1 protein-coding gene is annotated in these 456 nt (G+C 57.5%); it reads left to right on the forward strand.

The genetic code is table 11. The annotated features are described in order from the left end of the window. The coding region (locus D7Y13_RS42695; protein ID WP_147452703.1) for a DinB family protein at positions 1 to 396 on the forward strand (396 nt) is incomplete at its 5' end. Positions 397 to 456: the final 60 nt, after the last annotated feature.

The following is a 456-nucleotide window of genomic DNA, read 5'->3' on the forward strand; positions in this document are numbered from 1 at the left end:
CAGCATAAGGTTGATACCCTGAGCGTTGTGCAAACCAATCCCATTGACCAGACCATCGAATCGGACTGGCTGGGCAAGGTGATGTTGTATGCCATTGACCCGGCGATGAACATCAAACTGCCCGCTCCCGGGATGACCCGCCCCCGGCGGCCCGGCGAACTAAACCCAACCGAGGTGCTCAATCAGTTCATTGACCTGCAGAGCACCCTGCGCGACCTGCTCGACAAAGCCGTGTACCTCGACTGGAATCAGGAAAAAGTAATGACGATGTACGGCAACTGGCTGAAAATCAGACTTGGCGATGCCCTTCGGATGCTGGTGGCCCACACGGAACGGCACATGAATCAGGCGATGCGCATACGGGCGGAAATGAGCACCCTGACGCAAACGCACTAAGCGCCAAGGCATTAAGTTTCCTGGGGTTTCACCCCCCGCCCTAAAGGGAGCCTGCTGGCG

It is taken from the genome of Corallococcus praedator, from assembly GCF_003612125.1.
Lineage (GTDB): Bacteria > Myxococcota > Myxococcia > Myxococcales > Myxococcaceae > Corallococcus > Corallococcus praedator.